Origin of the sequence: Micromonospora sp. NBRC 107095, from assembly GCF_030269705.1 — a bacterium.
In the GTDB taxonomy this organism is placed as follows: domain Bacteria; phylum Actinomycetota; class Actinomycetes; order Mycobacteriales; family Micromonosporaceae; genus Micromonospora; species Micromonospora parva.
Genome location: NZ_BSTU01000006.1, coordinates 393,991 through 418,004 on the forward strand (window position 1 = coordinate 393,991; position 24,014 = coordinate 418,004).

Sequence of the window (24,014 nt, forward strand, 5' to 3'; positions counted from 1 at the left end):
CAGCCGACCCCACCACCCCCGCCCCCGATTCGGCTGACGCCGACGCGAGGCGGCCCGACGCGGCCGCGGGGCCACCCCCCACCGGCGCAAAGCAGGCCGACGCGGGCGCAAGGCGGGCAGACGCGGCCGCGGGGCCACCCCCCACCGGCGCAAAGCAGGCCGACGCGGGCGCAAGGCGGGCAGACGCGGTCGGGGGGCCACCCCCCACCGGCGCAAAGCAGGCCGACGCGGGCGCAAGGCGGGCAGACGCGGTCGGGGGGCCGCCTCCTGCCGGCGCGGGACGAGCCGACGCGGGCACGGGCGCGGGACGGGCCGATGCGGTTGCCCCGCCGTCCGGCGCGGGCCTGGGGCGGGCCGACGGGGTTGCCGGGCGGGGCGGGGAGACGTCGCAGACGCTGGACCGGGGGTTGCGCCTGCTGCACCTGGTCGCCGACGCTCCCGGCGGTCTGACCGTCACCGAGGCCGCGAATCGGCTCGGCATCGGCCGGGCAGCCGTCTACCGGCTGGTCAGTGCGTTGACCGGGCACGGCATGCTGCGCCGCGACGATGAGGGCCGGCTGCGCCTGGGAGCCGGGTTGTTGCACCTGGCCCGCAGGGCCCAGCCGCTGCTCGCCGAGGGTGCGCTGCCCGCACTGCGTCGCCTCGCCGAGCAGGCCGGCGCCACCGCGCACCTGACCGTCGTCGAGGGTGGAGAGGGCGTCGCCCTGGCCGTGGTGGAGCCGAGCTGGACGTCGTTCCACGTCGCGTACCGGGCTGGGGCGCGGCATCCACTGGACCGGGGGGCGGCGGGCCGGGCGATCCTGGCCGGGCGAGCCGGGATGACAGAGGCGGTCAGCAGCAGCGGAGAGTTGCAGGCCGGGGCGTACGGGGTGGCCGCACCGGTGCTCGACGTACCCGGGCTGGAGGCCAGCGTCGGCGTGGTCGCGCTCGCCCCACTGGACGTCGACACGATCGGCCCTCAGGTGCTGGCCGCCGCCCGAGCCATCACCACCGCCCTCAGCTGACCCCGGCTCTACCCGGCCAGGATCACCCGGCCAGGGTCGCCGGCCAGGGTCGCCCGGCCTCGGGCGTGATCGACTCGGGTTCACGGAAGTCGCGGTATCCCAGAGCCAGCTACCGCCCGACTTTCAGGAACGCGAGTGGATCATCGCCCGCCAGCGGCCCGGGTGCCTCATCGGTCGGTGAAATCCGGCCGGTGCCTCCTCGGTCGGTGGATAGTCGGTGCCTCCTCTATCGGTGGATATGGCCGGTTGCCATAGCACGATCGGCGGGCGGAGCCGCCGTTGTCCACAGGTCCGGCGGCGGGTGCAGGCCGGGTTGTCCACAGGGGTTTCGATGGCCGCTCGGTGGTCGGCAGTCTGCTCGGTATGCCACCACGTCCGCATCGCCCCGATGCCCTGACCTGGCAGGTCTTCCGCGGCTCCGACGCTGTCCGGGACGGCCTGCTCACCGAACATCAGCTGCGCAGCTCCGCCTGGGTGCGGTTGCGCCACGACATCTACGCCGACGCACGGCTGGACCGGGACCACGCCCTGGCGTGTCGGGCCGCCCTCCTCCGTCTACCGCAGGCAGTGGTGGTCGGCGGCCCGTCGGCCGCCTACCTGCACGGCGTCCACCACGCCGCGAGCTTCACCGACGACGTGCACGTGCTCGTGCCCCGATCGCTGCGGGTCGGTCCCCAGCGGGGCCTCAGCGTGCACGTCAACACCATCACCCCGCTCATGGTGAGCGGGGTTCCGGAGCGAGCCGCGACCCCACCAACCGCACCACGACCACCAGTCGCCGGACGAATGCCAGAGACGGAGCGTCCGTCAAGCGCCGGACGACCGTCAGGCCCCGGACTACTCACCGACCCGGGACGACCGCGAAGCACGGGACCGACGCCAGATACGGGGCGTACCTCGGTCGCTGGGCGTCCACGTGATGCGGCGCGACCGACGGGAGCAAAGCGACCACCTGTCGGCCGAATGTCGCCACGGCCAGCACCGCTGCTGTCCCGCCAGGCCGCAGTGTCCGCCCGAGCAGGGGGTGTCGTGACGGCGAGCGCGGGCGATGGGTGGACGGCGGCCGGCCCGCTCAGGTCCACCGAGCGGGATCTCCCGATCCCCCGGTCCGACCCCGGGCGGGCCGCCTGGGAGACGGCTGTCTGGCTCGAACCCGTCCGGGCGGTCGCCATCGTCGACTCGTTGCTCGGGCAGGGTCTGACCGAGCGCGACACCCTTGCCGCCATTGCTGCCCGCAATGCCGATCGGCCCGGTGGGCGACGGGCACGCTGGGTCTTCGACCTGGCCGACGGTGGAGCCGAGTCTCCGCCGGAGTCGCACCTTCGCGTGTGGCTGGTGCTGGGCGGGCTACCGCGTCCGGCGGTTCAACCTCCGATCCGTCTGCCCGTCGGGGTTGTCCTGCACCCCGATCTGGCCTGGCCGCAGTATCGGGTGGCGGTCGAGTACGACGGGACGTGGCACTCCGACGCGGAGCAGCTGCACCGCAACCGCCGCCGACTGAATCAGCTGGTCGCCGCGGGTTGGTTGGTCCTGCACGTGACCAGTCGACGACTGTACGGCGATTTTCCGGCGGTCCTCCGAGAGGTGCGCGACGCGCTGGTCAGCCGCGGATGGCGACCGGGATCGTCCAGATGACCAGGGATCATCTCGGGTTCCTGGAAACCGTGCCATCCCTCAGACCCCGACACCGCGCCTTCCAGAAACCCGAGTCGATCATGACCAAGGCCAGGCACCGAGGCCAGGTAGGCGCGCCCCGACAGACCAGCCCCGGGGCGACGGACCAGACGGCCCGAGCCCGGGACGACAGACCAGGCCCGAGACGACAGACCAGGCCCGTGACGACGGCCCGAGCCCGAGACGACGGACCAGACGGCCCGAGCCTGGGACGACAGACCAGGCCCGGACACCACAGGGCCCGGTCGACAGGCGTCGACCGGGCCCCGGGTCGTGGTGGCGGTTGGGCCACCTGGCGGTGCGATGTGCGCTACGGGCGCGCGTTCGGCTTGAGCGGGGTCTTCACCGCCGCGTAGGCATCGACGATCCCGTAGCCGTAGAAGCCGTTGAAGTTGACCCCGCCGGCGCAGTACGCGTCGTAGGTCTCGTCCCGGCCTTCGTTGCGGTACTGCTGCAGGCGCGGCTCCGGGCAGGCGTGCTCGGCGGCCGTGCGGTAGAGGTGCTGTTCGACCTGGTCCGGCGACATCCCGAAGCCGGTCCGACCCTGCGCCTTGCCGTGCCGGCTGACGATCAGCGCGGCGACGCCAGCGGCGTGCGGGGACGCCATCGAGGTGCCCTGGAGGTACGTGTAGTAGCCGCACTCACCGTTGGCCTTGCACTGCTTGAAGACCGAGTTCTCGAAGCCGGCGACGATGTTGCCGTCGGCGTCGACCGAGCCCTCCTCCTGAAGCACGTGCTTCGGGTACGTCGAGAGGATCATGTTGGCGTCGGTACGGAAGGTGTCGGTGCCGAAGCCGTCCCGGAACCAACCACCCGGCGCGGCGACGGAGATCTGCTCGGTGCCGTAGTTGGAGAAGTCCGACTTCTTGCCGGACGGGCCAACCGACGACACACCGATCACGTGCGGGCCCTCGGTGGGCAGGTCCCAGCAGCTCTCGTTGTCGATCGGCCGAGGGTACGGGTCAGCGCCGTAGTCGGGGCTCGTGACGTCGGTACGCGGTGCGCCCAGGTCCTCGTTGTTGTTGCCGAGCGCGCCGACGAGGGTGACGCCCTTGTTGTGCGCGAAGATCAGCGCCCGCTTCATCGCCTTGATGATGGCCCGCTGCTCGGCCTGGTCCTCGGGCGAGTCGGCCGGGTTGGCGGTGCAGTTGTAGAGCCACGGGTCGACATAGAACGACATGTTGACCACGTCGATCCCGGACCGGCCGGCGTGGATCAGCGCGTTGACCACCGGCTCGAGGAAGAAGTAGCCGGAGTCCTGGCCGCCCTTGAGCTCGACCAGCGAGACGTTCGGGGCGACACCGGAGAGGCCGAAGCCGTTGGCGGCGGCGCCGATGGTGCCGGCCACGTGGGTGCCGTGCCCGCCGTCGTCGGTGCCGACCGGGTCGAGGCAGCTCGGCACCTCGCAGGGGCCGTCCACATCGGTCAGGTCGGGCGCGAAGTTGCGCGACAGCGACCAGTTGAAGTTCGGCGCGATGTCCGGGTTGCTGGCGTCGACGCCGGTGTCCAGTACGCCGACGGTCACCCGACGGTCGCCCGGCTCGATCTTGCGGGCCTTGTCGGCCCGGATCATCTCCAGGCCCCACAGCTTGTCGTCGAGCGGATCGAGCTTGGCGCCCTTCTTGGCACCAGCACCGGCACGAGCACCGGCACCGGCCAGCAGGTGCTCCTGCTCGACCCGGTCCAGCTTCGGCTTGCGGCCGATGGCCTTCTGCTCGGCGGCACCGATCAGCGTCGGCGCGGCGGTCGCCCTGGCCGCGAAGTCGGCCCGGTCACTGCTGACCTGGAACATGCCGACCTCGTCGGACTGCGACACCACAGTGCCGCCAGCTGCCTTGATAGCGGCGACGGCCGTGTCGGCGGCGACGCCATCCTCGGCGACGACGGTGAAGGTACGGGAGTCGCTCGGCGCGGCGTTGGCCGGCACACCCAACCCCGCAGCCGTAAGTGCCAGCACTGCCGCAGTCGCGACCGTACGGGCGGTGAAGCGCTTGCTCACCACATCGGATCCTCTCGTTGAGGGACGTGGCAGCCATCACACAACACCGGCTCGGATTACGCCAGCTGAACGCCCGTTATGGCCGTGAATTTCTCCACCTACGCACGCCCACCAACAGCATCGACGCCGGCCACGTCGACACGCGCAGCCGGGAGAGTGCTGGCGCTGTCCGACTCGACGGCCAGACCTGCGAGTGCGGCCGGCAGGTCGGCCATGGTCGACACCTCGGCGTCCGGCGGGCCACCGGGTGGGCGGGGCAGAGCAAGTCGGTTCAGCCACACCGATCGCAGACCGAACCGCCGGGGCGCCACCACGTCGTGCTCCCAGGAGTCACCGACGTACACGATCTGCCCGGCGGGCACGCCGGCCGCCGCGACCACTGCGGCGTAGAACTCCGGGGCCGGCTTCTTGGGCAGGCCGTTCTCGTGCGCGTACAACTCGAAGGCGAACTCGCCGGTGAGCCCACATCGTTCGGCGCGGCTGTTGCCGTTGGTGGCGAAACCCACTGTGTACCGGCGGCGCAGTGTGGCCAGCGCCGGTGCCACGTCCGGGAACGGTCGGGTGAGGGCGAACCGGCGGGCGAAGAAGAGATCCGCGAACTCGTCCAGGTGGTCGGCCAGCGCGGCCCGGGTCAGCGACCGGGCCAACGCGGCACGCCGGATCTCCATCACCGGGGCGGCCGTCATCTCACCGAAGACCGCACCCCAGTCGGACTCCAGTTCGGCGAGCGTCACGCCGGCCGCCGCCGGGGTGCGCCGCCGCATCTCGTCGAGGACGGCCACCAGTCCGCCGGTCACGGCGGGGCGCAGGTCCAGCAGCGTCTCGTCAGCGTCGAACACCACAGTCGTCAGCACGACGCCACCCTCTCACTGACCGTCGAGCTCACCGACTGTCGAGCGCCAGCTCGGGTTCGGGCGTGGGCGGCGCGGGTGCGGCGGCAGTCGGGGGCGACCGCAGCTCGTCGAGGCGGACCAGGGCGACGCCGGCGACGATCAGCGCACCGCCGAACAGCTGCCACCCCGTTGGCAGCTCGTTCAGGAACAGCCAGGCGATCAGCACCGCGAAGAGCACCTCGGTGAGCCCGACGAACGACGACAGTCGCGGGCCGAGGATCCGGGTGCCGGCGATGCCGGCGAGGTACGCGATGACAGCGGCGACCAGCGAGAGCCCGGCGATCGGCACCAACCAGCTGGTGGTTTGCCCGGCGAAGGTGACCTCACCGAAGGTGGCGCGCAGCGGCAGCAGGCCGGTCAGCCCGATGAGGAGCAGCACGGCGGCACCGACGGCCATTCCACCGCTGGCCATGGCGACCGAGGGCAGCCGGGGGTCGACCCGGCCGGCGAGCACGAAGTAGCCGGCCAGGCCGAAGGCCGCGCCGAGTCCCCAGAGCACGCCCACCGGGTGGAAGTCGGCGGTGCCGGCGAGGTCGAGCACGAATGCCAGCCCGGCCAGGGCGGCCATCGACCCGGCGATGGTGAGCCGGCGGGGTGGCTGCCCGTGCCGCAGCCACATCCAGACCACGACGAGGATGATGCCGAGGTATTCCAGCAGCAGCGCGACACCGACCGGGAGGTAGCGTACGGCGTTGAAGAAGCACACCTGGGCCAGTGCCACCCCGAGCAGCCCGAACAATCCGATAGCCGTGGCGTTGCTCCGCAGCACGTGCCACCTGCCACGTAGCGACAGCAGGGCGGGGATCGCCAGCACCAGGGCGGCCACGCCGACCCGGGCGATCACCGCGGACTCGGCTGACCAGCCGGCCTCGATGAGCGATCGCGCGAAGGTGCCGGAGGTGGCGAAGGTGACCGCGGAGAGCAGCGCCAACCCGACGCCGGCAGCAGGTCGTGAGTGCATGTCGCGCTCCTCGCAATCGGCGTCGTGTCATGAGCAAACTATCCTTGTGCTGATGACGCTAGGCGGAAGCCATGACAGGAGTCAAGTTGCTATTCGCTCATGACACCGAATGTTCGTTGATCGCCGCCGCTGCGCTGGTCAACACCGCAGGTCGAGACGGTGAGCTGCTGCCGGACGTGGCGGCCCTGGACGCGTTCTTCGTCCGCTACTCCTACAGCGGCCGGCACGAGCACACCGACGCCGAATTGCAGGCCGTCCGGGATCTGCGGCCCCAACTGCGCCGCATCTGGCACGCCGAGCCAGCCGAGATCGTCGCGGTGGTCAACGGCCTGCTGCTGGAACACAAGGCGCTGCCGCAGCTCATCGAGCACGACGACGAGCCGTACCACCTGCACGCGGTGCCCCGCGACGCGCCGCTGGCCACCCGGATCGCGGTGGAGGCCGCCATGGCGATGGCCGACCTGGTCCGTAGCGGCGAGCTGAGCCGGCTGCGGATCTGCGAGTACCCGGACTGCGACAACGTGGTCGTCGACCTGTCCCGCAACCGGTCCCGGCGGTTCTGCGAGGCCGGCTGCGGCAACCGCGCCGCGGTGACCGCCTACCGCGCCCGACGGGCCGCCGGCCGTTCCTGACCGACTGTCGCCCACTCCTCGGCCCGCACCTCGTACTCCACCTCGCCCTGCTCGGTGCCCGGAATCGGGTCGTCCCACTGGAGGTGGAAGGTCCGCACGTAGTGCAGCCCGGCCTTCACCATCACCCGCCGGGAGCGTTCGTTGACAGTCATCGTCTCGGCCCAGACCCGACGCACCCCGACAGTGTCGAAGGCGTGCCGCACCAGCGCCCGCGACCCTTCGGTGGCCAGCCCCCGCCCCCACGTCGCGCGGCGCAACCGGTAGCCCAACTCGGCCTCGGTGCCGTCCTCCGACGGGTCCAACGCGAACCAACCGAGGAACTCGCCGGACTCCCGATCGTGCGCCGCCCACCGACCCAGCCCGGGATGCCTGTCGTACTGGGCCAGCAACCTCGGCAACTGTTCATCGCGCACGGTGGCCAGCGGAGTCGCGACGCCACCGGTGAGGAACCGCATCACCTCGGGGTCACTGTCCAACTCGACCAGCAGGCCCACGTCGTCCATGGTCAGCCGCCGCAACCGCAGCCGCTCGGTCTCCGCCGGAACCACCAGGTCTTCGCCATCCACGACCGGATCATCCCGCCGCGCCACCGCACCGTCGAGCCGTTTACCGCCGCGCACCCCGCCGCAAGATCCGCGCAACATCGGCGAAACTGCTGCCTCCGGCACCGCCGAAACAGCAACGTCGGGGAAGTTGCGCGCGGCAACCCCGACCGCCGTCGCGGGCGAGCCGGTCGCGTCAGCGCGGGGGCGCGGCCACGAAGAGCCGCCAGGAGTACGCGTCGACAACGAGCACGGGTCCGCCCGAGTCCTTGCTGTCCCGCACCCCGACCACGTCCCCCAGATTCGTAGCCACCTCGACGCACTGGTCGTTGGAACCACTCCGGCTGCTCTTGCGCCACCGGGCCCGGCTCAACTCCACGACTCCGCCACCCCTCAGCAACTCGATCGACTCCTGCGGTGGCAACGCCTGCCCGAGGGTAGCTTCCCAGGTCCGTTGTAGACGCAACAGATCCGCAGGCCGATCGAGTTCTTGGCCGCCGATCTGGCCACCAAGATAGGCAAGATCGCTGTGGTCGGCCGCGGTGGCGAGGATGAATGGCCCGTTCAGACCGGGATACTCCTCGGCCGAGCGGGGCACCACATGGAGTTGAACCCGCGGATGCTCGGTCGACAAACGCGCCAGGTGCAGCGCTTGCTCGCACATCACCTTCCGGCCGCCGACGCGTCGCCTCAGCACCGACTCGTCAAGCACCGCGACGACGTGCGGCGGCCGATCCCCGTAGAGGACCCGCTGGCTGTCCATCCGGTCCGTCAGCCGACGCTCGACCTCGTCGGCATCGAGCAGTCGGTCCGACTCGAAGATGGCGCGGGCATAACCTTCGGTTTGCAGCAGCCCAGGGACGTGCAGCGGGTCAAACCATCGCAGGGCTCGCGCCTCCGCGAGGATCGCACGCCAGCCGCGCAGCCAGATTTGCGCCTTGTCCAGGCTGACCAGTTCGGTGGCCATCCGGCCGAAGAGCCCGCCGGTGTCCAGGGCGCGGTCGACGAGTTCCAGGTACTTGGCGGTGGGCGGCTGCTGGCCCAGCTCGACGGCGCTGACCATCGACGCCGAGTAGTTGACCGCCTTGGCCAACTCGTCCTGACTCCAGCCGCGCCGCACCCGCGCCCGGCGCAGCTCCGCAATCAGGAACGCCGCCGCCGTCATCTGCCCATCGGCCATACCCAGCCACTCTCCAACCCGCCGACGATCAACTCCAGCCGACCAACAGAGCCGGCGCGGCCACGGAACAGGGCAGCTACGACAGGAGGGCCGAACCCTTCCGACCGTAGTCGTCCGATCACCAGACTGTGAAGCGCGGCACCGCTCCCCGTCCCCCGGGCCCAGCGGCGTCGCACGGGACCGCCCGCTCCCCCGTGCCGGGCGGTCCCACCCCACCCGACCCACGCCGCGTTCTTCGAGATCTTGGACAGTTTCCGTTGGGAGCTAACGGAAACTGTCCAAGATCTAGGTGGTTGGGGTGGTTGGTGCGGCGTTGGGGCGGATGACGGGGTGATGCCACAAACGATTCAGCTCGAAAGGACCGCAACGCCATGCCCCGGAGCACCCCGGACCACCGCGCGACCACGCCCCGACGGCCGCACCTGCCGCTGCGTCCGCTCTGGCTCTGCCGGGTCTGCGCCGCGCCCTGGCCGTGCCCGGTCGCCCGACTCACCCTCCGCCAGGAGTACGCGCACGACGGCATCGGGTTGAGCGTCTACCTGTGCGCGGTCCTGCGCGAGGCGGTCGCCGACCTGTACCGGCTCAACCCGCACGATGGCCCGGACCCCGCGGCCCTCGTCACCCGCTTCGTCGGCTGGGCGAGACCACGGCGCCTGCGCTGAGCGGAGCGGGCCGGCTCAGGGGTGGGTCATCCGAAGCAGGTCCAACGTCTCGTCGAGCTGGGTGTCGGTGAGCTTGCCGGAGTCGACGTGCCCCCGGGAGATCACCACCTCGCGGATCGAGATCTGCTTCGCCAACGCCTCCTTGGCGATCGACGCGGCCTCGTCGTACCCCAGGTAGCGGTTGAGCGGGGTCACGATCGACGGTGAGCCCTCGGCGTACGCCAGGCAGACCTCGGCGTCCGCGACCAGGCCGGCCACCAGCCGGTCGGCGAAGAGCCGGCTCACCGCGGAGAGCAGCCGGATCGACTCCAACAGGTTGCGGCCCATCACCGGGAGCATCACGTTCAGCTCGAAGTCGCCCTGCGAACCGGCGAACCCGACCGTCGCGTCGTTGCCGATCACCTGGGCGCAGACCTGCCGCATCGCCTCGGCGACCACCGGGTTGACCTTGCCCGGCATGATCGACGAGCCGGGCTGGAGGTCGGGGATGCGTAGCTCACGCAGACCGGCGCGAGGGCCGGAACCCATCCAGCGGATGTCGTTGGCGATCTTGTAAAGGCCGATCGCCAGAGTCCGCAACTGCCCCGAGGTCTCCACCAGCGCGTCGCGCGCGCCCTGCGCCTCGAAGTGGTTACGCGCCTCGGACAGCGGCAACCCGGTCGACTCACGCAGCTTGTCGATCACGGCGGCGGCGAAGCCGAGCGGGGTGTTGATTCCGGTGCCCACGGCGGTGCCGCCCAACGGCAGCTCGGCGAGCCGGGGCAGGGCACCCTCCAGCCGTTCCATCCCGTAGCGGACCTGAGCGGCGTACCCGCCGAACTCCTGGCCGAGGGTCACCGGCGTGGCGTCCATCAGGTGCGTACGCCCCGCCTTGACCACCGTCTCGAACTCCGCCGCCTTGGTCTCCAAGGTGGCCGCCAGATGCCCCAGCGACGGCAGCAGGTCCTCCACGATGAACTGGGTGGCCGCCAGGTGGATGGAGGACGGGAAGACGTCGTTGCTCGACTGGGAGGCGTTGACATGGTCGTTCGGGTGCACCGGTGAGCCCAGCTCACGACTCGCCAGGGTGGCGATCACCTCGTTGGTGTTCATGTTCGACGACGTGCCCGAGCCGGTCTGGAACACATCCACCGGGAACTGGTCGTCGTAACCCCCGTCGGCCACGTGCGCGGCCGCGGCGGCGATGGCGGCGGCCACGTTGGCGTCGATCACACCCAGCTCGCCGTTGACCTCGGCCGCCGCGCCCTTGATCTGGGCGAGGGCCTTGATCTGGGCCGGCTCGATGCCCCGGCCGGAGATCGGGAAGTTTTGCACCGCCCGCTGGGTCTGCGCACGCCACAGTGCCTCGGCGGGCACCTCCACCTCGCCCATCGAGTCACGTTCGATGCGGTAACCGGTCGCCTCTGGAGTCGTCACGCGTACCATCCTGCCGCGCCCGTGGCCGACTCGCAGATGATCCGTCAGCCCAACTCGGTGAGCAGCCGTTCCACCTCGTGCCGGTCCGGCGACTCGACCTCCCGGAACAACGCCAGCGCCTCCTCCAGGTGCGCGCGGGCCGCCGTCGGATCCGTGGCCAGCACGCACCGGGCGATGCCCTCCATCGCCCGGGCCTTCTCGTAGCGGGCAGCGAGCCGGCTGGCGTCGGCGAGCACCCGGCGGTGCAGGTCGAGCGCGCTGACGGCGTCACCCTGCTCCAACATCGCGCGGGCCAGCAGGTTCCGGGAGGCACACTGACCGATCCGGTCGCCGGCATCCACCATCGCCACCAGCGCCTCCCGGTGCAGGGCTGCGGCACGCTCCGGTGCGCCGGCGACACGTTCCATCACACCGATCTCGTTGAGCACCTCCCCCTCGCCGAACCGGTTGTTGGCCCGGCGTTTGAGGTACAACGCCGTCCGCAGCAGACGACGGGCGGGGCCCAGGTCACCCATCCGGTGCCGGACCATGGCGAGGTGCCCTATCGCGTTGTCGGTCTGCCGGTCGTCCTTCGCCTGCCGCGCCGCCAGGAGGTGCAGCCGGGCCAGGCGTAGCGACTCGTCGTACCGGCCCCAGGCGATCAAGGCGTAGGACACGTTGTTCAACAGATTGGTCAGCGCATGGACGTCGACCGAGCCCCGGATCATGGCGAGAGCCTCGTCGAACTTCGTCTTACCCAGCCGGTGGTCACCGTTCGCGGCGTAGGAGACGCCCAGGTTCCACAGCGTGCTGAGCGTGTCGTCACGGAGCCCGAGCCGGCGGCGCACCGTGAGCGCCACCTCCATCGCACTGATCGCCTCCGGAAAGCGGGCCAACCGGAAGTACGCCGACGAGAGGTAATTCAGCATGGTGGCGTAGGCAGCCTCGTCGCCCAGCCGCTCGGCGACCCGGAGCCCGATCGTGTGGGTTTCGATCAGCTCGTCGAGGTGCCCGCCCTCGAAGTTGAGTCGCCAGCAGGCCCGGGCCAGCTGCCAGCACTGAACATGGAAGCCCTCATCCTCCGCCTTCCGGACCAGGGCGGTGAGCGCTACGTGGTTCTCCTCGAACCACGCCCGCCCCTCGGCCACCGGGACAGCCAACAGGTCAGGCCGACCGGGGGCGCGCTCGGGAATGTTGCGACGGCTGCCCGCCGCCTCGACCGTCCGGGCGATCGCCAGGGTGACCGACAGGTGATGATCCAACAGCCGCTCCACGGCGGCGTGCCGCTCCGCCTGCCGCTCCGGGCCGGCGAGCAGCAGCCGAGCGTACTCGCGGAGCAGATCGTGCAACCGGTACCGACCCGGCTGCACCTCCTCCACCAGATGCGCGTCGACCAACTCGTCCAACTGTTCCTGGGTGTCGGCCAGGGGCAGGTCGACGAGGGCGGCGGCCACCCGGCTGTCGAAGCGCCCGGGCGGGTACAGGCCGAGCAGCGGAAACAGCCGCTGCGCCGACGGGGAGACCTGCGCGTACGACAGGGCGAACGCCTGCCCCACCGAGCGCTGCCCGGCGGTCAGCTCGGCCAGCGGGCCCGCCCCGGCGACCAGCCGCTCGGCGAGGTCGGCGACCCGCCAGCGCGGTCGGTGCGCCAACCGCGCGCCGGCCAGCCGGATGGCGAGCGGCAGGTGGCCACAGCGACGCGCCACCTCGGCCGCCGCTTCCGGCTCGGCGGCGATCCGCTCCATCCCGGCCACCCGGCCGAGCAGTTCGATCGCCTCGTCGGCGTCGAGGACCGGCAACGACGACGGTCGGCCCTCGTCGACCCCGATCAGCCGGCGGCGACTGGTGATGAGGACCAGGCTCTGCGCGCCGTTGGGCAGCAGCGGTGCCACCTGGTCGGCGCTGGCCGCGTTGTCGAGGACCACCAACGCACGGCGGCCGGCCAGCTCGATCCGCCAGAGTGCCAACCGGTCGTCCAGGTTCTCCGGCACCCGCTCCGCCGGCACGCCGAGCTGCCGCAGGAGGGCCGCCACGGCCGTCGCCGTTGTCAACGGTCGGCGTTCACTGTGCCCGTGCAGGTCGATGAAGAGCTGGGCGTCGGGATAGCGGTCCGCGAGCGCGGTAGCGACGTGTACGGCGAGGGTGGTTTTTCCGCTCCCCGGCATCCCGTCGACCACCTGGATCCGGATGCCGTCCTCCTCGATCTCCTTGACCAGGCGGGCCACCGTCTCCTGCCGGCCGATGAAGTCACCGATCGCCCGGGGCAGGGAACGAACCGCGCCGACGGGCGGGGCCGGCCGACCAGCCAGGGCCAGGTCCCCGGCGAGCACCCGTTGGTGCAGCTCCTGCAGCTCCGCACCCGGCTCGATGCCCAACTCCTCGGCGTACGTCCGCCGGCCCTCGCGGTAGACGGCGAGTGCGTCGGCCTGCCGCCCGACGGAGGACAACGCCAGCATCAGCTGACCTCGCAGCCGCTCCCGCAACGGATTCCGGTCGACGCTCTCCGCCAACTCCTCGATCAGCTCAGCTGCCTGACCGAGGCGCAGTTCGACGTCGACGCACTCCTCCAACGTGGTGAGGCGTTGTTCGTCGAGCGCCTGGGCGCGGCGTCGGACGTTCCGGCTCGCGATGCCACTGAGTGTCGGCCCCCGCCACAGTGCCAGCGCGGCGCGGAACTCCGTACGCGCCTCGGACAGCCGGCCGGCGACGACCTGGGCACGGGCCACCTCCACGCGCCGGTTGAAGACCTCGGCGTCCAGGTCGTTCGGTGCGGTACGCAGTCCGTACCCGGCCGGGTCGGTGACGATCAGCTCAGGCGCCAGCCCGAGTTCGGTGAACCGGCGGCGCAGCCGCGACACGCAGGTCTGCAACTGCGCGCGAGCGGTGGCCGGCGGGCGGTCCTCCCACACCGCGTCGACGAGTTCGTCGACCGGCACCAGCCGCCCGGCCCGCAACAGCAGCATGGCGAGCACGGTCCGGTCGCGGCCCGCGGTGACAGTGGACTCGCCACCGCCCACCCGCAGAGGCCCCAGGATCCCGAACCGCATCTGTTCTCCCGCGTCAGTGCTGCAACTTCCAGCAGCGTAGTCCGCTGGTGACAGATCGCCCCGGTCAGGCGAGAGTGATCTGAGAGTGGATCGACAGTGATGCGCAGCAAACTCACTTCGGGTTGTCGGTGACGGCATCCGACGGGGGCGGTGCGCCCGTCCCACCCCAGCGGGGCGGGCGTACCGATTGTCGGTAGAACACGGGCGACAGACGGGCGCCGGGCGAATTCGCCCGGCGCCCGTTCGCGTAGCGGTCGGGTCAGCGGCGGCCGACGGTGAGTACCGGCTTGGTGACCTCGGCGAAGAAGTCGTTGCCCTTGTCGTCGACCACGATGAAGGCGGGGAAGTCCTCGACCTCGATCTTCCAGACCGCCTCCATGCCCAGCTCCGGGTATTCCAGGACCTCGACGTGCTTGATGCAGTCCTGCGCGAGCCGGGCGGCGGGGCCGCCGATCGAGCCGAGGTAGAAGCCTCCGTGCTGCTGGCAGGAACGGGTCACCTGACCCGACCGGTTCCCCTTGGCCAACATCACCTGGGATCCGCCGGCGGCCTGGAACTTCTCCACGTAGGCGTCCATCCGGCCGGCGGTGGTCGGGCCGAACGAGCCGGACGCGTACCCCTCGGGGGTCTTCGCCGGGCCGGCGTAGTAGACCGCGTGGTCGCGCAGGTACTGCGGCATCGGCTCACCGGCATCCAACCGCTCGGCGATCTTGGCGTGCGCGATGTCCCGGGCGACCACGAGCGGCCCGGAGAGCGAGAGGCGGGTTTTCACCGGGTACTTCGACAGCTCGGCGCGGATCTCGTCCATCGGCCGGTTCAGGTCGACCCGGACGACCATCTCGGCGTCCAGCGAATCGTCGGTGACGTCGGGCAGGAACCGCGCCGGGTCGGTTTCGAGGCGCTCCAGCCACACGCCCGACGGGGTGATCTTGGCGACGGCCTGGCGGTCCGCCGAGCAGGAGACGGCGATTGCCACCGGGCAGGACGCCCCGTGCCGGGGCAACCGGACCACCCGCACGTCGTGGCAGAAGTACCGCCCACCGAACTGCGCGCCGATGCCGAAGTTGCGGGTCAGCTCCAGCACCTGCGCCTCCAACTCCAGGTCGCGGAAGCCGTGCGCGCTCATCGAACCCGAGGTCGGCAGCGCGTCGAGGTACTTGGCGCTGGCGTACTTCGCGGTCTTCAGCGCGTACTCGGCGGAGGTGCCGCCGATGACGATGGCCAGGTGGTACGGCGGACAGGCGGCGGTGCCGATCAGCCGCAGCTTCTCCTCCAGGAACTGCATCATCCGCGTCGGGTTGAGCAGCGCCTTGGTCTCCTGGTAGAGGTACGACTTGTTGGCCGAGCCGCCGCCCTTGGCCATGAACAGGAACTTGTACGCGTCGGGATGCCCGTCCGGGTCCTCGGCGTACAGGTCCACCTGGGCGGGCAGGTTGCTGCCGGTGTTCCGCTCGTCCCACATGGTCAGCGGGGCGAGCTGCGAGTAGCGCAGGTTGAGCCTGGTGTACGCCTGGTAGACGCCCCGGGAGATGGCCTCGGCGTCGGCGCCGTCGGTCAGCACGTGCCGGCCGCGTTTGCCCATCACGATTGCGGTGCCGGTGTCCTGGCACATGGGCAGGACACCGCCGGCGGCGATGTTGGCGTTGCGCAGCAGATCCAGCGCGACGAACCGGTCGTTCGGCGAGGCGGCCGGGTCGTCGATGATCGCCCGGAGCTGCGCCAGGTGCGCGGGGCGCAGGAAGTGCGCGATGTCGTGCATCGCCTCGGCGGTCAACGCGGTGAGCGCGGCCGGCTCCACAGTAAGGAACCGGCGGCCTCCCGGGCCGTGTACGACGTCCACGCCCTCGTCGGTGACCAGGCGATAGTCCGTCTGGTCCGGGCCGGTCGGCAGCAGAGGGGCGTACGAGAATGCGGCGGCACTGCTCATGAGCGGCAAGCCTAGGGCAGACCGGTCGATCACTCCCACCCGCCGGGCGGGTCCTGGGACGCCGCTCTCATCCAGCAGGCGTGCCGGGCCCCGGCCGCCCGGGCGAACGGCCGGCTCAGCCGTCCTTACCGCCGCCCGGGTCGGGGCAGAGTTCCCCCTTCGGCCCGCAGTCGTCGTTGTCCGGCCCACCGGGGTCGGTGCCGCCCGGCCGGGGATTCCCACCGTCGGCGGGCGGTCGGGTGGACGAGCCGCCGGCCGCGCCGACGAAGCGGACGTACCCGATCTCCCGCCCCTCGCCAATGATCATGCCCTGTGGTCCGACGGCGAGAGCGTTCGCCGAGGTGCGCAGGACGGCCAGCTCCCTGCCGGTGCGTGGGTCCAGGGCTGCCAGCCGGGACGGCTTCTCGTCGGCCACCACCACCGCGTACGGGGTGAGCGCCGCGCCGGCCTTGCCGCTGGCCTGCCGCGTCCAGAGCACCTTGTCGGTGCCCAGCTCACGGGCGATCACAGAGCGCTTGTCGGCGGCCCGGAACACCGCGGAGCGGTCGTCCACCGCGATCAACTTGGTGCCCGACTCACCAACCCAGAGCAGCCGTCCGTCGTACCCGTCGATGACCGCCTCACGGCCGTTGGGTGCGACACCGATCAGCACGTTCCGCGCGCCCTGCGGGTCCTCGCGTTGCACGCAGCCGGCCGAGTCAGCGGTGCGCAGGTTGACGCCGGCCCGCTGCCAGGCCTCCTGCCCGGTGGCCGAGTCGCGGGCGGAGATGGCGAAGTAACAGGTGCCGTCCTGGGAGCGGGCGGCGATCCGCAGCAGTCGACCGCCCACCACGGAGAGCCGCTCGTCCCGGGCCGGCTCGACGTTCTGCAACACCCGACCGGTGGCGGTGTCGACCACGTGGACCCGACCGTCGACCGGGAAACCGAGCAGTGGCGGCGCGGCCTCCGCCCCGGCCACCCCGTCGTCGATCCGGTTGGCGGTGAGCCGGCGGGTGCCGCGCAGACCCGGGTTGTCGGCGAGCAGGCCGCTGTGCACCCCGGGCAGGAAAGCCGTCCACAGCGGCGCGGTGCCACGCGGATCCCAGGCGCTCAGGGTGCAGTCGGTGGCGTCGGTGCAGCGGGCGTCGAGGAGCAGATTGCGGTACGTCCAGACGGCAACCGCGTCGTCGTCACGTCGCCGGGTCACCCCGGTCGTCGGGTCGAGCAGCTCGTACCCCTTGACCAGGAGCTTGCCCACGGCCACGACCGGGTCACGGTCACCGCCGGCGACCGCCGCCCAGTCGGCCTTGCGCTCCCAGAGCTGGGCGCCGGTGGCCAGGCTGCGGGCCTCGACCCGGGTGCGCTGCTCGACGACGACGGCGTCGCCGGCGATGGTCACGCTGCGGGGAGTGCCGCCGACGCGTTGCTGCCAGACCACGTCGGGTTCGGAGATGGGTTCGCTGCGGTCCACCCAGTCCCACAGGCCGGGGAACGGGTTCCACACGCCGGTCGCGGCGAGCGCGACGACCACGGCGAGGCCGAGCAGCAGCCCACCGCGCACGCTCCCCTTCGCCACACCGCACACCGTAGCCACGATCACGGATCTTCCGTACGCCCGCGTCGCCGTGTCGCCGCGCTTTCTGGGCGGGGAGGTGTTAGAGCACCCTTCCGTCGGCCCGCACGGCGCTGCGCACCAGCGGAAGGGTGCGGTAGGGAATCTGCTCGGCCAGCGCGATGATCGTGGAGGCGCGGGTGATGCCGGCGGACGAGACGATCTGGTCGATCACCCGTTGCAGATCCGTGTTGGAGCGGGCCACGATCCGGCAGAGCAGGTCGCTGGATCCGGTGATGGTGTGCGCCTCCAGCACCTCGGGGATGGCGGCAAGGTGGGCGGTGACCGGGTCGTGGCCGTGCCGCTGACTGATCTCCAGGGTGACGAAGCTGGTCACCGCGAACCCGATCGCGGCCGGTGCGATCTCGGGGCCGAAGCCCTCGATGACCCGCCGCTCGATGAGCTTGTCCAGCCGGGCCTGCACGGTGCCCCGAGCCACCCCGAGCCGCCGGGAGCATTCCAGCACCCCGATCCGGGGCTCCTCGGCGAGAAGTTCGATCAAGCGCACGTCGAGCGCGTCGAGCTGTACATTCTGCTCACCATTCATGAGTGAGGACCATACCGAATGTGCAACCTGACCAGCATTTCTGCCAACAGTTGCCCACCCCACACCGGGCCAGCGATCCTCGCCACAAGAACCGACCACGGCGGCCCACAAGGCCGGCCGGTACGCGAGGGAGCCCATCATGACCCAGGCGATCGACCGACCCCAGTCGACCGAGGACGTCGACATCGACCGGCTCGTGGGAGCTGTCGACCACGACATCAGCCACGACCCGTTCCCGGTCCGGGGCCTCGACCACGTGCACTTCCTGGTCGGCAACGCCAAGCAGGCCGCCCACTACTACTCCACCGCCTTCGGCATGACCTGCGTGGCGTACCGCGGCCCCGAGCAGGGCTACCGGGACCACGCCCAGTACGTGCTGACCAGCGGCTCGGCCCGGTTCGTGCTGACCGGTGCGGTGCGCCCGGACGCCGACGGCTCCGAGCACGTGGCCCGGCACAGCGACGGGGTCAGCGACATCGCGCTGGAGGTGCCGGACGTGGACGCCGCGTACGCGCACGCCATCGCCCAGGGCGCCGCCAGCGTCGTCGAGCCGCACGAGGTGAGTGACGAGCACGGCACCGTCCGGATGGCCGCCATCGCCGCGTACGGCGACACCCGGCACACGCTCGTCGACCGGTCCCGCTACACCGGCCCGTTCCTGCCCGGCTTCGTGGCCCGCGGCCCGATCGTGGACCGGCAGCCGATGATCGACGCCGGCATCCAGCCGAAGCGCTTCTTCCAGGCCGTCGACCACGTGGTCGGCAACGTGGAGCTGGGCCGGATGGACGAGTGGGTCGAGTTCTACAAGCGGGTGATGGGCTTCTCCAACATGGCGGAGTTCATCGGCGACGACATCGCCACCGACTACTCGGCGCTGATGAGCAAGGTGGTGGCGAACGGCACCCGCAAGGTGAAGTTCCCGCTCAACGAGCCGGCGATCGCCCGTAAGAAGTCCCAGATCGACGAGTACCTGGAGTTCTACCAGGGCCCGGGCGCGCAGCACATCGCCGTCGCCACCAACGACATCCTCGCCAGCGTCGACGCGATGCGCGCCGCCGGTGTGGAGTTCCTGGACACCCCGGACTCGTACTACGACGACCCCGAGCTGCGCGAGCGGATCGGCAACGTGCGGGTGCCGATCGAGGAGCTGAAGGCCCGCAAGATCCTGGTCGACCGGGACGAGGACGGCTACCTGCTGCAGATCTTCACCAAGCCGGTGCAGGACCGTCCCACCGTCTTCTTCGAGCTGATCGAGCGGCACGGCTCGCTGGGCTTCGGCAAGGGCAACTTCAAGGCGCTGTTCCAGGCGATCGAGCGGGAGCAGGAAGCCCGCGGCAACCTGTAACACTTGCGAGCGTGACGCAACCTCCGTCGTACCCGACGCCGCCGGTCGGTGGGCCCTGCCCCACCACCGGCGGCATCGCGCCGCTGCCCGGACCACACCCTTCGGGGTACGCCCCGCGACACGTCCATGACGAGTTCGCCGGGACGGTCGTCGTTAAGGTGTCCTCGTGAGTGAGCGAAGCGGAACGGCCGCGTGAGCGTTCAACCTGGTTGGTACGTCGACCCCGCCGACACCGAGACCCGGCGTTACTGGGACGGCGAGGGTTGGCTCGGCGCGCCCATCCCCGTCGACGCGACCCCGCCGGACGGCCCGCCACCGCCCGAGCCACCGCCCGCGCCGGTCGGTCCGACCGAGCCCGCGACGTCGGCGACCCGCGACGCGGTGACCGCCGCGCCGGGCTGGCCGCCGCAGCAGGGCCCACCCCCCGGGTACGGCCCGCAGCAGGGGCCACCCCCGGGACACGGCCCGCAGCAGGGGCACGGCCCGGGTTGGGGCCCCCAGACCGGCCCACCCGGATGGGGCCCTCAGACCGGCCCACCCGGATGGGGCCCTCAGACCGGCCCACCCGGTTGGGGGCCACAGGCCGGCCCACCCGGATGGGGGCCACAGGCCGGCCCACCCGGATGGGGGCCACAGGCCGGCCATCCCGGTTGGCCCGGACGGCCGCCCGAGCCACGACCGCACGGCCACCGGCTGGCCGGCTACGGCCGCCGGCTCGCCGCCCGGGTGATCGACTTCGGCCTCGTCTTCGCCCTGAACGTGGTCGTCAACGGCTGGTTCGTCTGGCGCTGGGCGCAGGAGTGGGCACCGTACTGGCAGGAGGTCTTCCGGCGTGCGGCGCGCGGCGACACCTCCGCCGAGGGCCTTCCGCTGCCGAGTGAGCAGTCCAACTCCCTCCTGGTGGCGATCCTGCTGATCGCCACCGCGCTCTGGCTGGCGTACGAGGTGCCCGCCATGGCCGCCGGTGGGCAGACCGTCGGCAAGCGGATGATGCGGATCCGGGCGGTGCCGATCGCCGCCGACCAGCCGCTGGGCATCCGCCGGGCGCTGAGCCGGTGGAGCACGCTGGGCCTGCCGACGCTGCTCTGGTACTGCGCCGGGCTCGGCCTGGTGCTGCAACTGGTCGACGCACTCTCCCCCCTCTTCGACCACCCGCTACGCATGGCGCTGCACGACAAGCGCGCGCAGACCGTGGTCGTCGAAGTCCCCAGCCGGCCCGAATCCGCCCCCTCGAACGACAGCAACCAGCCCCCGGGAGACACCCCATGACCGACTCCGGACGTCACCAGCCGGCACTGCGGCTGACCCGCGCCGACCTGGACGCGCTGCCCAACTACGTGCCGGGGCGCAGTCCTGCCGACCTGGCCCGCGAGTTGGGCCTGCCGGAGGCCATCAAGCTGGCCAGCAACGAGGTGCCGTACGGGCCGCTGCCCGGCGTGGTGGAGGCGGTCACCGAGGCGATCACCACGTCGCACCGCTACCCGGACATGGGCGTTGTCGCGCTGCGGGACGCGTTGGCCGAGCGGTACGGCGTCGACGCCGACCGGATCGCCACCGGCTGCGGCTCGGTGGCGCTCGCCGAGCACCTGGTGCGGGCCACCTGCCTGCCGGGTGACGAGGTGCTCTACTCGTGGCGGTCCTTCGAGGCGTACCCGATCATCGTGGCGACCAGTGGCGCGACCAGCCTGCGGGTGCCCAACGACGCCGGGCACGGGCACGACCTGGCGGCGATGGCCGCGGCGGTGACGGACCGCACCAGGGTGATCTTCGTCTGCAACCCGAACAACCCCACGGGTACGGCGGTGCGCCGGGCCGAGTTGGACCGGTTCCTCAACGCGGTGCCGGACGACGTGCTGGTGGTGATCGACGAGGCGTACCGGGAGTTCGTCACCGACCCGGAGGTGCCGGACGGTCTCGACTACCTGGACCGGCCCAACGTGGCGGTGCTGCGCACCCTGTCGAAGGCGTGGGGGCTCGCCGGGCTGCGAATGGGCTGGCTGGTGGCCCAGCCGGTGGTGGCCGCCGCCATCCGCAAGGTGGCGACCCCGTTCTCCAGCAGCACCGCGGCCCAGGCCGGGGCGTTGGCCGCACTGACCCAGGCGACGGAGATGGAGCGCCGCTGCGCACTGGTCGTCGCCGAGCGGGACCGGGTCACCGAGGCGCTGCGCAAGTTCGTGCCCGAGGCGCCGACGAGCCAGGCAAATTTCGTCTGGCTGCCGTTGGGCGAGCGGGCCGTGGCGTTCGGCAAGGCGTGCGAGTCGCGCGGGGTGATCGTGCGGCCGTTCGCCGGGGACGGCGTCCGGGTCACCATCGGCACCCCGGCGGAGAACGACGTGTTCCTGGCGGCCGCGGAGGCGGCGCTGACCTGAGGATCCACCGGCCATCTGTGACCAACTAATGACGGATGGCTGTTTTGTCCGGTTTGACACGTTTATTGCCCTATCTTCCGAAGTAGTCGACGCGCCGAGGATCGCGCCGACTCACTTCGAGAACGGGGTAAAACACGTGGGTACTGCCAAGATCTGTCTGGCCGGTGTGGCCGCCGCGGCGATGGTCGGCTTCCTCGCCGCGCCGGCCGCCGCCGCGCCCGACGACACCACCGCCACCACGTTCGAGGTGGCCGCCGGCACCCTCGACATCGTCGCGCCGACCACCGCCGACCTCGGTTCCGGTGCCCCCGGTGGCACCATCTCCGGGCAGCTCGGCGTCGTGACTGTCGACGACTCCCGAGGCGCCGCCGACGCCTCCTGGGTCGCCTCGGTGACCTCGACGGTCTTCCAGACCGGCGGCAGCTCGCCGCCCGAGACGGTCCTGCCGTCCGAGATCGACTACTGGTCCGGCCCGGCGACGGCGACCACCGGTGACGGCACCTTCACCCCCGGGCAGGACACCGCCGGCAACGCCGCACCGCTGGACAGCGTCACCCTGCTCACCGCGTTCACCCACAGCGGCGGCACCGGCGGCAACACCGCCAGCTGGAACCCCACCCTGGTGGTCAACGTCCCGTTGGACAGCATCGCGGGCGTCTACAGCGGCACGGTGACACATTCCGTGGCGTAGCCGCCGGGGGCGGTCGACCATCGCGGTCGCGCTCGCCCTGTTCTGCCTCGCCGGTCCGGGTCTGTCGACCCGGGCCGGCGCGGTCGAACCGGATGCGGGCTCGGACGACGGCACCATCGGAATCCGGTTGCTGGAAGCTCCGACCGAACGCCGCAGCGACCCCCGGGCGCTGCGCTACATCGTCGACCACCTACCGCCGGGCACCACCATCAAGCGGCAACTGCTGATCGTCAACCGCACCGGCCAGACCCGCCAGGTCGACGTGTACCCGGCGGCCGCGACACTGGAGGGGGCGGCGTTCCGCTTCGGCGAGGGCCGCGCCGAGAACGAGCTGACCTCCTGGGTCACCCTCGACGAGCGCTCCGTCCAGATGGGACCGTGGGGCGAGACCCGGGTCCGCGCGACCATCACGGTGCCGCCGGCCGCCTCCCGGGGCGAGCGGTACGGGGTGCTCTGGGCGTCCACCACCTCGATTCCCCGAGCCGGCGGCGAGATCAGTCAGGTCCACCGGGTCGGCGTCCGGATGTACCTCGACGTCGGGGCCGGCGGCGAACCCGCCTCCGATTTCTCGATCGGCGAGGTGCGCCCGGCCCGCAGCCCCGCTGGCGAACCGTCGTTGACCGTCCAGGTGACCAACACCGGAGGCCGTGCCATCGACCTGACCGGCGAGGTCACCCTGACCGATGGCCCGGCGGGCAGCCGGGCCGGCCCGTTTCCGGTCGGGCAGGGCGTCACGCTGGCGCCGGGCGCGTCCGGGCAGGTCATCGCCCGGTTCCCGGCCGCGCTGCCGAACGGCCCCTGGAAGGCGGAGGTGAACCTGGAGAGCGGTCTGGTGAAGCGGGGCGTCACCGCGCAGGTCACGTTCCCCGATCCCGGTCAGGTCGGAAAACCGGGCAGCGTCGTCTCCCGGATCGTTTCCAGGTGGACAGTCGCGGCGGCCGTCGCGGGGCTGCTGCTGGTGGTCGGCCTCGCGGTGCTGGTCCGCCGCTCGCGCCGGTCCGGTCGGCCACCGGCCAGCCAGCCGAGGGAGCGTGTCCCGGCCGGTCGTTGACCCCGCACCACAACCCGCGCCCCTCGCCGAGGCCGTCAGCCCGGCCGCCGCCGGCCCGGCAGGTCAGCTCGGCCCGTCGGCCAGGCCGGTCAACTCGGTCGCCGCCGACGGGCGGCGACCCAGCCGACGACGATCAGGGCTGCGCCCAGCACGGCGAGCAGCAGCGCCGAACCGCCCGATCCGGTGACCGGCAACTCGCCGTGACTGGGCGTGGGTTGCGGTGGTGCCGTCGGCGTGGACGTGGGTGGCGGCTGCGGGGTCGGCGTGGACGTGGGTGGCGGCTGCGGGGTCGGCGACGCCGGCAGAATCTCGAGGGTGACGCCGCCGCTCGCCGACGGCTCGGGCCGCGCGGCGCTGAACCCGGGTACCGAGGCGGGTTCTGCGGCCAGCACCGGCGACACCGCCAGCGTCAGGCTCGCGGCGGCGGCGATCGCGCCACCCACGAGGTAGTTGGCTGCTGTCCTGGCCATGCGCCGACCCCTTCCACCGGAAACCTGAACCGTG

General features: G+C 71.5%; 21 protein-coding genes and 1 pseudogene. 9 read left to right on the plus strand and 13 right to left on the minus strand.

Annotated features, from left to right (window positions below; translation table 11 throughout):
* Positions 1-344 precede the first annotated feature (344 nt).
* Entirely contained in the window at positions 345-1,004 is a 660-nt protein-coding gene (locus QSK15_RS27585) for an IclR family transcriptional regulator (RefSeq protein ID WP_285797153.1), read from the plus strand.
* A 555-nt stretch (positions 1,005-1,559) separates the two neighbouring features.
* Here QSK15_RS27585 and QSK15_RS27590 read toward each other — a convergent pair.
* Positions 1,560-1,700: a hypothetical protein gene (locus QSK15_RS27590; protein WP_285796986.1), complete on the minus strand. Its 141-nt coding sequence runs from the start codon at positions 1,698-1,700 to the stop codon at positions 1,560-1,562.
* A 333-nt stretch (positions 1,701-2,033) separates the two neighbouring features.
* Between QSK15_RS27590 and QSK15_RS27595 the strand changes: the two genes are divergently transcribed.
* Positions 2,034-2,639, plus strand: a complete 606-nt coding sequence (locus tag QSK15_RS27595; protein WP_285796987.1) for an endonuclease domain-containing protein — start codon at positions 2,034-2,036, stop codon at positions 2,637-2,639.
* Positions 2,640-2,988: 349 nt separating this feature from the next.
* Here QSK15_RS27595 and QSK15_RS27600 read toward each other — a convergent pair whose 3' ends face one another.
* From QSK15_RS27600 to QSK15_RS27610, 3 genes are all read right to left on the minus strand, one after another.
* Positions 2,989-4,677, minus strand: coding sequence for a S8 family serine peptidase (locus QSK15_RS27600; protein WP_285796988.1), 1,689 nt, complete (start codon positions 4,675-4,677; stop codon positions 2,989-2,991).
* 98 nt (positions 4,678-4,775) lie between these two features.
* Complete coding sequence (locus tag QSK15_RS27605) at positions 4,776-5,531, minus strand: HAD family hydrolase (protein ID WP_285796989.1); 756 nt, start codon at positions 5,529-5,531, stop codon at positions 4,776-4,778.
* Between the two features lie 28 nt (positions 5,532-5,559).
* A complete protein-coding gene (locus tag QSK15_RS27610; protein ID WP_285796990.1) occupies positions 5,560-6,531 on the minus strand; it encodes an EamA family transporter in 972 nt (323 codons plus the stop codon).
* Between the two features lie 86 nt (positions 6,532-6,617).
* Between QSK15_RS27610 and QSK15_RS27615 the strand changes: the two genes are divergently transcribed.
* The gene (locus QSK15_RS27615) at positions 6,618-7,163 is read left to right on the plus strand and encodes a CGNR zinc finger domain-containing protein (RefSeq protein WP_279515450.1); all 546 of its coding nucleotides are present in this window, start codon (positions 6,618-6,620) and stop codon (positions 7,161-7,163) included.
* Here the strand turns inward: QSK15_RS27615 and QSK15_RS27620 are convergent.
* From QSK15_RS27620 to QSK15_RS27630, 3 genes and pseudogenes are all read right to left on the minus strand, one after another.
* Positions 7,130-7,729, minus strand: a complete 600-nt coding sequence (locus QSK15_RS27620) for a GNAT family N-acetyltransferase (RefSeq protein ID WP_285796991.1) — start codon at positions 7,727-7,729, stop codon at positions 7,130-7,132. The genes QSK15_RS27615 and QSK15_RS27620 overlap by 34 nt on opposite strands.
* Positions 7,730-7,901: 172 nt before the next feature.
* Positions 7,902-8,084: a DUF397 domain-containing protein gene (locus QSK15_RS27625; protein WP_030327866.1), complete on the minus strand. Its 183-nt coding sequence runs from the start codon at positions 8,082-8,084 to the stop codon at positions 7,902-7,904.
* A pseudogene (locus QSK15_RS27630) lies at positions 8,075-8,885 on the minus strand (helix-turn-helix domain-containing protein). The gene QSK15_RS27625 and the pseudogene QSK15_RS27630 overlap by 10 nt, the downstream one beginning before the upstream one ends.
* Before the next feature lie 371 nt (positions 8,886-9,256).
* On the opposite strand from QSK15_RS27630, the gene QSK15_RS27635 reads away from it, so the two are divergent.
* Entirely contained in the window at positions 9,257-9,547 is a 291-nt protein-coding gene (locus QSK15_RS27635) for a hypothetical protein (RefSeq protein WP_285796992.1), read from the plus strand.
* Positions 9,548-9,562: 15 nt separating this feature from the next.
* Here QSK15_RS27635 and QSK15_RS27640 read toward each other — a convergent pair whose 3' ends face one another.
* From QSK15_RS27640 to QSK15_RS27660, 5 genes are all read right to left on the minus strand, one after another.
* A complete protein-coding gene (locus tag QSK15_RS27640) occupies positions 9,563-10,972 on the minus strand; it encodes a class II fumarate hydratase (RefSeq protein ID WP_285796993.1) in 1,410 nt (469 codons plus the stop codon).
* Between the two features lie 35 nt (positions 10,973-11,007).
* Positions 11,008-13,989, minus strand: a complete 2,982-nt coding sequence (locus QSK15_RS27645) for an AfsR/SARP family transcriptional regulator (RefSeq protein ID WP_285796994.1) — start codon at positions 13,987-13,989, stop codon at positions 11,008-11,010.
* Positions 13,990-14,248: 259 nt separating this feature from the next.
* On the minus strand, positions 14,249-15,916 hold the full coding sequence (locus QSK15_RS27650; protein ID WP_285796995.1) for a fumarate hydratase: 1,668 nt from the start codon (positions 15,914-15,916) through the stop codon (positions 14,249-14,251).
* 115 nt (positions 15,917-16,031) lie between these two features.
* A complete protein-coding gene (locus QSK15_RS27655) occupies positions 16,032-17,480 on the minus strand; it encodes an outer membrane protein assembly factor BamB family protein (protein WP_435823112.1) in 1,449 nt (482 codons plus the stop codon).
* Between the two features lie 70 nt (positions 17,481-17,550).
* Complete coding sequence (locus QSK15_RS27660; protein ID WP_285796997.1) at positions 17,551-18,054, minus strand: Lrp/AsnC family transcriptional regulator; 504 nt, start codon at positions 18,052-18,054, stop codon at positions 17,551-17,553.
* 139 nt (positions 18,055-18,193) lie between these two features.
* Here QSK15_RS27660 and hppD point away from each other — a divergent pair, with 139 nt between their 5' ends.
* From hppD to QSK15_RS27685, 5 genes are all read left to right on the plus strand, one after another.
* On the plus strand, positions 18,194-19,399 hold the full coding sequence (hppD, locus tag QSK15_RS27665) for a 4-hydroxyphenylpyruvate dioxygenase (protein ID WP_210864849.1): 1,206 nt from the start codon (positions 18,194-18,196) through the stop codon (positions 19,397-19,399).
* A 192-nt stretch (positions 19,400-19,591) separates the two neighbouring features.
* Positions 19,592-20,668 carry an RDD family protein gene (locus tag QSK15_RS27670; protein WP_285796998.1) on the plus strand — a complete coding sequence of 359 codons (1,077 nt, stop codon included), beginning with the start codon at positions 19,592-19,594 and terminating at the stop codon, positions 20,666-20,668.
* A complete protein-coding gene (hisC, locus tag QSK15_RS27675; RefSeq protein ID WP_285796999.1) occupies positions 20,665-21,768 on the plus strand; it encodes a histidinol-phosphate transaminase in 1,104 nt (367 codons plus the stop codon). The genes QSK15_RS27670 and hisC overlap by 4 nt, the downstream gene beginning before the upstream one ends.
* Positions 21,769-21,904: 136 nt before the next feature.
* Complete coding sequence (locus QSK15_RS27680) at positions 21,905-22,459, plus strand: hypothetical protein (RefSeq protein ID WP_285797000.1); 555 nt, start codon at positions 21,905-21,907, stop codon at positions 22,457-22,459.
* A 127-nt stretch (positions 22,460-22,586) separates the two neighbouring features.
* Entirely contained in the window at positions 22,587-23,510 is a 924-nt protein-coding gene (locus QSK15_RS27685) for a hypothetical protein (protein WP_285797001.1), read from the plus strand.
* An 89-nt stretch (positions 23,511-23,599) separates the two neighbouring features.
* On the opposite strand, the gene QSK15_RS27690 is transcribed toward QSK15_RS27685, so the two are convergent.
* Complete coding sequence (locus QSK15_RS27690; protein WP_285797002.1) at positions 23,600-23,980, minus strand: LPXTG cell wall anchor domain-containing protein; 381 nt, start codon at positions 23,978-23,980, stop codon at positions 23,600-23,602.
* Positions 23,981-24,014: the final 34 nt, after the last annotated feature.

What these genes read in the sequence shown, in the direction of transcription:
- QSK15_RS27610 (WP_285796990.1), bottom strand. Translation starts at nt 6,531, where the DNA reads ATGCACTCACGACCTGCTGCCGGCGTCGGGTTGGCGCTGCTCTCCGCG.
- QSK15_RS27635 (WP_285796992.1), top strand. Translation starts at nt 9,257, where the DNA reads ATGCCCCGGAGCACCCCGGACCACCGCGCGACCACGCCCCGACGGCCG.
- QSK15_RS27640 (WP_285796993.1), bottom strand. Translation starts at nt 10,972, where the DNA reads ATGGTACGCGTGACGACTCCAGAGGCGACCGGTTACCGCATCGAACGT.
- QSK15_RS27645 (WP_285796994.1), bottom strand. Translation starts at nt 13,989, where the DNA reads ATGCGGTTCGGGATCCTGGGGCCTCTGCGGGTGGGCGGTGGCGAGTCC.
- QSK15_RS27650 (WP_285796995.1), bottom strand. Translation starts at nt 15,916, where the DNA reads ATGAGCAGTGCCGCCGCATTCTCGTACGCCCCTCTGCTGCCGACCGGC.
- QSK15_RS27660 (WP_285796997.1), bottom strand. Translation starts at nt 18,054, where the DNA reads ATGAATGGTGAGCAGAATGTACAGCTCGACGCGCTCGACGTGCGCTTG.
- hppD (WP_210864849.1), top strand. Translation starts at nt 18,194, where the DNA reads ATGACCCAGGCGATCGACCGACCCCAGTCGACCGAGGACGTCGACATC.
- hisC (WP_285796999.1), top strand. Translation starts at nt 20,665, where the DNA reads ATGACCGACTCCGGACGTCACCAGCCGGCACTGCGGCTGACCCGCGCC.
- QSK15_RS27690 (WP_285797002.1), bottom strand. Translation starts at nt 23,980, where the DNA reads ATGGCCAGGACAGCAGCCAACTACCTCGTGGGTGGCGCGATCGCCGCC.